Genomic DNA, 7,581 nt, shown 5'->3' with positions numbered 1-7,581 from the left:
GTATTGGATCTTATTAACGCTTTTCCTTTGCCTTACATTGGGAATAAAGTTGGAGTTGTTAAATTTATAAAGTTGAAAAACACTACCTGGTATTTTATATGTGTATTCTTGGCCATTATTATCTATGGGGTTCAGTCCGTTGTGGAAAAATCAATTAAGATAGCAGATAGTGTTAAAAACACAGAGATATCAAGTAATAAAAATTAAGATGAGGTTTATAGATATATTTAGATATAGTTCCAAGAAACTACTACGGGTGATGAAGAATGCCGTGTCAAAAAAACGAGGAATTACAACGATTTGTGGAAGAAGCAAGAAGATATACAAAAGATGGCAAGGTTGCAGACTATATTCCCGAGCTGGGTAAAGCAAATCCTGATGATTTATCGATTGCGATTAGTTATCCGGACGGAAGATGTATCTCAGCGGGAGATATTGATAAAAAGATTTCACTGCAAAGTATCTCAAAGGTAATAAGCTTAGCTCTTGTTTTAATGGAGAGAGGTTACCGCTATGTATTTGAACGGGTGGGGATGGAGCCGACGGGAGATCCGTTTAATTCGATTGCCAAGTTGGAAACAATGCCGGCCAAGCCGTTAAACCCAATGATTAATGCCGGAGCACTGGTTGTAACCCATATGTTAAAAGGGGATTCAGTGGAGGATCGGTTTCATCGGTTATTAGGCTTTATCCGGGAATTGGCCGGTGACTCTTCCATTGGTTACTGTGAAAATGTAGCCCGCTCCGAATTTGAATCGGCTAATTTAAACCGCGCGTTATGTTATTTTCTGAAGCAGCATAGCATCATCGCGGAGGATGTAGAAACCTTATTGGATTTGTACACTAAACAGTGTGCTGTTGAAATGAATTGTTTGAATTTAGCGAGGATTGGTATGATTTTTGCAATGGACGGTGTTGATCCTCTTAATGGGAAACGGATAATGCCTGATGATGTTGCAAGAATTTGCAAAACCTTCATGGTTACGTGCGGAATGTATAATGCATCAGGCGAATTCGCCATCAAAATAGGGATTCCGGCTAAAAGTGGTGTATCAGGCGGAATCATGGGGGCTGTTCCTGGTAAATTTGGGATCGGCATTTTCGGTCCTGCCTTGGATGAGAAAGGGAACAGTGTGGCCGGACTTAAACTCTTGGAACTTTTATCAAAAAAATATCGTCTGAGTATGTTTTAAAAGAAATCCCATCTGGATGCCAGATGGGTTTAATTATTTGTAATAAAACTAAGGTAATGGTTAGTCATTTAGATGTAAAAATGATTCCTTTAAAGATGTATCTCATTCATATAACGACCTCCAAAGATAAAAGGTAGCATACGCTTGCCAGCCATCCCAATTTTCAGCGAATTCTTTTATTTCTTCTATGGCAGGTTTTCTCTTAAAACCTAATAAACTTTTTAATGCATTATGAAGGCCGGCATCTCCGATTGGAAAGGAAGTGTTGTAGTGTAAACATCTCATCATCACATAATCCGCAGTCCATGCCCCAATCCCTCTGAACTCGGTCAATGTTCTTTTCACTTGATGATAATCCTGATTCAACAATGTTTCCTTCGACAGGTCCCCGTTCTTTATGGCCTTAGCGATGCCAATGATATATTCAGCCTTCCTTCCAGTAAACTGGAGTTTCTTTAAATCCTCAACATCAATGGAAGCAATTTTTTCAAATGAAGGAAATAACCAAAAGGTATCCCCATTTAACGTGAGACTTTCTCCAAATCGCTCAACAAAACGTTTTTTTAATGTATAAGCAAATGTTAGATTGATTTGTTGGCCAATTACAGCCCAAACTAGCGATTCAAATAAATCAGGAATACCTATAATCCGCAGACCGTAGTATTTATTGGAGATTTTACTTAAAATACGATCCTTGGCGGCCATTTCATAAAATCCTGCCAAATCTTGACCTAAATCAAGCCATTCCCAAATGTATTCAGCAGCTTGTTTTCGAGATTCTTCAGAAGGTGTACTTAAGGGGAATTCAACGATGATGGAACGATTATTATATCCAACTTTAAACAAAATGAAGGTTTCATTTACTTTAATCAGCTTATATACAGATCCAGCCTTAATTTGATGTAGAAGTTCCAGGCTGGATCTGCTTAAAAATACTAAGCACTCATTAAAATTGAATTCCTCGGGAGGGTAGATTTCAACGTAGGTCTCAAAATCATTCCAGTTCATTTTTTAATGCCCCTTACTATTTTTTCTATATTCACTAGGTGAACAATTTTTTAAATTGCGAAATGCTTTGTAAAAATTAGAAGGACTCTGGAAACCAACCTCATAGCATATCTCCAGGTTGGTTAAATCGGTAAATTTAAGTAGATTTAGTGATCTGTCTATCCGTATTTTTTCTAAATAGGTGCGTGGAGTTTCCATTGTTTCTTGCTTAAATATCCGTTCAAGATAATAGGGACTTAGACCGACGAAGTCCGCTATATCCTTTAATACGAGATTTTGTTTATAATGATTGACTAAAAATGTAATAACATCTTTCACAAGTCCTGTATGAGGTGAATGTTCCACTTCAGGCTGGCATCTTTTGCATGGTCGAAACCCCGCCTTTTCAACTTCCTTAATATCGTAGTAAAACTCAACATTTATTTTTTTTGGTTTTCTAGATCTGCAGGATGGGCGGCAATAGATTTTTGTTGTTTTCACGGCCGTAAAAAATAACCCATCATATTTTCGGTCACAGGCGATAATTTTTTCCCACATTTCATCAAATGAAAGATTGATTTTACTCATAATCTTATCCTTTCCGTTTCTAGCCTAGTCCTAATATAAATGAGATGGTATCCTTAAACCTCATTTTAACAAGGAGGGTAAAGTGATTTCGTCCTGATTCTTGCTCTTATGGTCTAAGAGAAATGGGCATTACAACATTGAATGAAAAGTATGAGCCTGGAAACCAAAATTTAGGTGATAATGTAATCAGTCATTAGATTAATTTTAGTTGTTGACACAATGTAAGAATACTATTAAAATTAAAAATTATTCAACAATAGTTAAACTCAATCAAAAAAATTAATAATTTAGCAAGCTATGATTGCTATGGATCACACTATAGCAGGAGCAGCTTCTGGAGAGACCGCAGGAATATCGCGGCGCCGAAGGGTTCATAATCTCAGGCAAAAGGACAGAAGAGTACTGAATATTTATTTGTTATGCTGACAACAGTTAGCGTAACAAATATTATTTATTATTCTTAGACCTAAGAGATTGGAGGACCTCCAGTCTCTTTTTTTTATTGAGTTTACTATTTTGTTCAACGTTTCACATGAAACATTTTTAATCAATTTGAGAGGGAGATTGAAATGGAACAAAGAGAATTAAAGCGAAATTTAGAAAATCGCCACGTGCAGCTAATCGCCATTGGCGGAACCATTGGAACCGGATTATTCTTGGGATCCGGTAAAGCCATACAGCTGGCAGGGCCATCCATCATACTAGCCTATTTAATCGTCGGAATCGCTTGTTTTTTTGTGATGAGGGCGCTGGGTGAACTGCTTCTTTCTAAAGCGGGCTATCAATCTTTTACTGACATTGCTGAAGACTATCTTGGACCACGGGCCGCGTTTGTCACCGGATGGACCTATTGGTTTTGTTGGATTATGACGGCCATGGCCGATGTAATTGCCGTTGGTGTTTATGTTCGATATTGGTTTAATATCCCGCAGTGGATACCTGCGATTGTTTGCTTAATTATTTTATTGGGACTCAATCTATTAACCGTAAAGCTTTTTGGAGAATTGGAGTTTTGGTTTGCGTTAATAAAGGTCATAACCATTGTCGCCTTAATCGGTATTGGGGTCGTTTTGCTGGTGATGGGATTCAAGACAGAGGCCGGAACGGTTTCGATTTCGAATCTTTGGAACCATGGCGGGCTATTTCCAAATGGGATTTCGGGTTTCTTGCTTTCTTTCCAAATGGTTGTCTTTGCCTTTGTCGGTGTGGAATTAGTGGGAGTATCGGCGGCGGAAACATCCAATCCGAAAAAAAACATCCCGTCTGCGATTAACAAAATTCCGTTACGAATTCTATTTTTCTACGTTGGCGCCTTGATTGTCCTATTATGCATTAATCCGTGGACAGAACTAAATGCAGCCGAAAGTCCTTTTGTCAAAACCTTTAGCTTGGTCGGAATTCCGATTGCTGCAGGGATTATTAACTTTGTGGTCTTAACTTCTGCGGCTTCCGCTTGTAACAGCGGAATGTTTTCCACAAGCCGGATTTTATTTAATTTAAGCAAAAAGGATCAGGGGCCAGAGCGTTTTGCCAAGTTGAATAAAAATCATGTACCAAGTAACGCGTTATTTATCTCCACGCTTGTTTTAACGGGGGGAGCTCTTCTAAGCAAACTTGTTCCGGAACAAGCTTTTGGGATTGTAACAACCATCAGCGCAATTTGTTTTATTTGGGTTTGGGGTGTCATTCTTATTTGTCATGTAAAGTATAAGAGAACACGTCCCGACTTACAGAGAAAATCAACCTTTAAAGCACCGTTTACACCATTTATGAACTACGCTGTTCTGACATTGTTTGCTGCGATTCTCATTATTATGCTGTTTGCACCATCTACACGCACAGCTTTATTGTTGACTCCAGTATGGTTTATTCTATTATTTGCTTTGTATTCATATAGAAGGAAAAAAGAAAAAAAGCTAAGGTTATCTGCATAGAGATCAAAATCCAAGGGGATGGTTCTTGTGGCACAAAGATTTATAAAAGCCATGAGAACCGTCCCCTTGGTTTCCTAGTTTCAAGATTTTGATTTTTCTGTAATAATTAATGAAAGAATGAATTGACAAGAGGAGACTCTCAATGGGATATATTGAGGATTTACGAAAAATGATTGGAACCCGGCCGCTTATTCTAGTGGGGGCAGTCGTGGGAGCAATAGATAAGGAAGGGAAAATATTACTGCAGAAAAGACCTGAAGGGATTTGGGCGCTTCCTGGAGGACTATTAGAATTAGGAGAATCGGCGGAAGATGCAGGAAGACGGGAAGTCTTTGAGGAAACAGGTGTTGAAATCGGCCAACTAGAGTTAGCTGCTGTATTTTCAGGAAAGCAATATTTCAGAAAACTGCCAAATGGAGATGAATTCTACCCTGTCACAATTGCCTATATTTCAAGTGATGTGAAAAACAGTACAATCAAAATTGATGGGGTAGAAACGATAGATGCCCGATTTTTTCCTGTTCAGGAATTACCGGCACATACAAGTCCCTTAGTGAAAGAGATCATTAAACACTATATTGAAATGCCGAAGGGACAGTTCTGATGGCCCTTGTAGGTAGTTGCTGCCAAAAGAACCGTCCCTATGGTTTACAAACATCGAAAGGAAACTATGTCATGAATTTTGAATCTGTTGTTGCTAACGTTCCGGATTACAAAGCTTTTCTGACTGTTGAAGAGATGGATGACAGCTGCAGGGAACTTGCAAATGAGTTTCCTGACATTGTTACCGTTTTTGAGGCTGGAAAATCTCGAAAGGGACATTCGATTTTATGTATGAAAATTGGGAATGGACCAAAGAATGCTTTATGCTTTGCCTGTCCTCACCCAAATGAACCGATTGGAGCCATGACACTTGAGTATTTTTCTCGTGCTTTGGCTGAGAATGACGATTTACGGGAAGGATTAGGCTTTACATGGTACATGATTAAATGTATTGACCCTGATGGTGTTCGTTTAAACGAAAACTGGTTCAAAGGGCCGTTTAATGTATATACCTACACGAGAAATTATTATCGGCCAATAGGCTATGAACAGGTAGAATGGACATTTCCGATTGATTATAAAGAGCTGCATTTTCACAACCCGCTTCCTGAAACACAAGCTTTAATGACATTAATACAAGAAATAAAACCAGAGTTTATGTATTCGCTCCATAATGCCGGGTTTGGAGGGGCTTATTGGTACTTGACACATGATCTTCCGGAGCTGTATGAAAGATTAAGAGATTCAGCTATAAAACAAGGCATCCCCTTGAATTTAGGTGAGCCGGAGGAACCGTTCATAACGAAATTTTCTCCAGCTATCTTTAAAAATATGACAATTGGTGAAGCTTATGATTTCATAGAAAAGTTTAGCGGCAATAAGCCAAATATAAAAAATGGCACTTCAAGTTCAGACTATGCATCGACCATAACAGACTGTGTAACGCTTCTTGCTGAGCTGCCTTATTTCTTTGATTCTCGAATTGAGGATTTGAGTGAGGGAGAAATTACACGGAAAGAAGCCATTTTACAAAATGTAAAACAATCGCAAGCTCATTTTGACCTACTTGATAAGATGCTGACCGAAGTCCGCACTTATGTAAGTGTAGAGAATCCGTTTGTAAAACTTGTAGAAGAAGTAATTCAATATATTAAAGAAGGCAGTGAAGCCAAAGTCAAGTGGGCTGAGAGTAATCCTGAATTTGAAAAAATGGCTTCCAGGGCAGAGATTTTTGATAATTTACAAGTTGCAAAGTTTTATAATGGCTTGTACTTAGGTTTAACCGTTCGGACTTGTGAATATGAAATCGAACGGCTCAAACGGGAAAAAAATCGTGATGAGATTGTATTGAGCATACTCATGGAAACCTGCGAGAAAGGGGAGCAGTTCTTAAAAGAATATTGCGGAAATCTTGAAAGCGAACTTGATTATCTAGCGATTCCGATTCAAAAGCTTGTACGCATTCAATTAGAGAGTGGACTTATAGTTGCTAATTACATTCGTGAAAATCGATAAAAATAAACACTAAGGAGGAGTGCAGTGATGCCGGGACCTAATCTTACATGTAATGATAAAATTGAAACAGAGGATGAGTTACGTTCGATTATGGGGGAACCTAGTGAACTAGTTAGAAAAAAGGTGATTACCTATTTAGACGATCATTGTAAGGATTTTATTTCCCGTTCACCTTTTCTCGTCATCTCCACTTCTGACGCTTCAGGAAATTGTGATGTTTCTCCTCGTGGAGATATACCGGGTTTTGTCCTTGTACTGGATGAAAAACATATCATTATTCCAGAACGGCCAGGGAATAAAAGAATCGATACCATGCGGAATATTTTATCCAATCCAAAGGCAGGCCTTCTTTTTCTGATTCCTGGACTGGGAGAAACATTACGAGTGAATGGAAAAGCATCCTTGGTGAAAGATGAGATCCTCCTTGAACAAATGACCCATCGTGGAAAGAAACCATTGGTTGGGATCTGCATTGAAGTGGAAGAATGCTTTATTCATTGTGCAAAAGCAATGAAACGATCAGGCATTTGGAAACCAGAAACATGGAGTGAAAAGGATTCACTGCCAAATGCGGCAAAAATCCTTTTAGACCATACAAAAATTCCCGACATGACCGAAAAAGATCTAGACAAACTACTTCAGGAAGATTATTTGACTGACCTCTACTAAGCAGTATAAAACCAATAGAACCGTCCCCATGGTCCCATCTGGCTGACAGATGGGATTATTTTCTGTTGTCTCATAACCTCTATTTAACAACCTAAACATCCCTTTTACAATTTTGTTCAAAAATAGTTGATTTGGAAGTGTATTTGACTTAA

7 protein-coding genes, 1 pseudogene and 1 riboswitch are annotated in these 7,581 nt (G+C 38.5%); of the genes and pseudogenes, 6 read left to right on the top strand and 2 right to left on the bottom strand.

Translation table 11 applies throughout. The annotated features are described in order from the left end of the window. Positions 1-207, top strand: a pseudogene (locus V7161_RS28010) (hypothetical protein); the annotation flags it as partial. A gap of 59 nt (positions 208-266) precedes the next feature. After that, positions 267-1,193 carry a glutaminase A gene (gene glsA, locus V7161_RS28005; protein ID WP_335716070.1) on the top strand — a complete coding sequence of 309 codons (927 nt, stop codon included), beginning with the start codon at positions 267-269 and terminating at the stop codon, positions 1,191-1,193. A 102-nt stretch (positions 1,194-1,295) separates the two neighbouring features. Here glsA and V7161_RS28000 read toward each other — a convergent pair whose 3' ends face one another. Continuing rightward, positions 1,296-2,201, bottom strand: coding sequence for a DNA-3-methyladenine glycosylase family protein (locus tag V7161_RS28000; protein WP_335716069.1), 906 nt, complete (start codon positions 2,199-2,201; stop codon positions 1,296-1,298). Positions 2,202-2,204: 3 nt separating this feature from the next. Beyond that, on the bottom strand, positions 2,205-2,768 hold the full coding sequence (locus tag V7161_RS27995; RefSeq protein WP_335716068.1) for a bifunctional transcriptional activator/DNA repair enzyme AdaA: 564 nt from the start codon (positions 2,766-2,768) through the stop codon (positions 2,205-2,207). Positions 2,769-3,092: 324 nt separating this feature from the next. Then, positions 3,093-3,173: riboswitch (glycine riboswitch) on the top strand. 164 nt (positions 3,174-3,337) lie between these two features. Here V7161_RS27995 and V7161_RS27990 point away from each other — a divergent pair. The 4 genes from V7161_RS27990 to V7161_RS27975 all read left to right on the top strand — a co-directional run bounded on the left by V7161_RS27990 (position 3,338) and on the right by V7161_RS27975 (position 7,429). Then, positions 3,338-4,702: an amino acid permease gene (locus tag V7161_RS27990; RefSeq protein WP_335716067.1), complete on the top strand. Its 1,365-nt coding sequence runs from the start codon at positions 3,338-3,340 to the stop codon at positions 4,700-4,702. Positions 4,703-4,844: 142 nt separating this feature from the next. After that, on the top strand, positions 4,845-5,306 hold the full coding sequence (locus V7161_RS27985) for an NUDIX hydrolase (RefSeq protein WP_335716066.1): 462 nt from the start codon (positions 4,845-4,847) through the stop codon (positions 5,304-5,306). A 71-nt stretch (positions 5,307-5,377) separates the two neighbouring features. After that, positions 5,378-6,760 carry a M14 family zinc carboxypeptidase gene (locus V7161_RS27980; protein WP_335716065.1) on the top strand — a complete coding sequence of 461 codons (1,383 nt, stop codon included), beginning with the start codon at positions 5,378-5,380 and terminating at the stop codon, positions 6,758-6,760. Positions 6,761-6,787: 27 nt separating this feature from the next. Beyond that, complete coding sequence (locus tag V7161_RS27975; protein ID WP_335716064.1) at positions 6,788-7,429, top strand: pyridoxamine 5'-phosphate oxidase family protein; 642 nt, start codon at positions 6,788-6,790, stop codon at positions 7,427-7,429. Positions 7,430-7,581: the final 152 nt, after the last annotated feature.

Origin of the sequence: Neobacillus drentensis (assembly GCF_036965425.1) — a bacterium.
Classification (GTDB): domain Bacteria; phylum Bacillota; class Bacilli; order Bacillales; family Cytobacillaceae; genus Neobacillus; species Neobacillus drentensis_F.
The sequence above is the reverse complement of the archived record's forward strand: the minus strand, read 5'-3'. Positions and strand labels throughout refer to the sequence as shown.

Excerpts from the sequence above, each read along its gene's own strand:
- glsA (WP_335716070.1), top strand. The coding sequence starts at position 267 with ATGCCGTGTCAAAAAAACGAGGAATTACAACGATTTGTGGAAGAAGCA.
- V7161_RS28000 (WP_335716069.1), bottom strand. The coding sequence starts at position 2,201 with ATGAACTGGAATGATTTTGAGACCTACGTTGAAATCTACCCTCCCGAG.
- V7161_RS27995 (WP_335716068.1), bottom strand. The coding sequence starts at position 2,768 with ATGAGTAAAATCAATCTTTCATTTGATGAAATGTGGGAAAAAATTATC.
- V7161_RS27990 (WP_335716067.1), top strand. The coding sequence starts at position 3,338 with ATGGAACAAAGAGAATTAAAGCGAAATTTAGAAAATCGCCACGTGCAG.
- V7161_RS27985 (WP_335716066.1), top strand. The coding sequence starts at position 4,845 with ATGGGATATATTGAGGATTTACGAAAAATGATTGGAACCCGGCCGCTT.
- V7161_RS27980 (WP_335716065.1), top strand. The coding sequence starts at position 5,378 with ATGAATTTTGAATCTGTTGTTGCTAACGTTCCGGATTACAAAGCTTTT.
- V7161_RS27975 (WP_335716064.1), top strand. The coding sequence starts at position 6,788 with ATGCCGGGACCTAATCTTACATGTAATGATAAAATTGAAACAGAGGAT.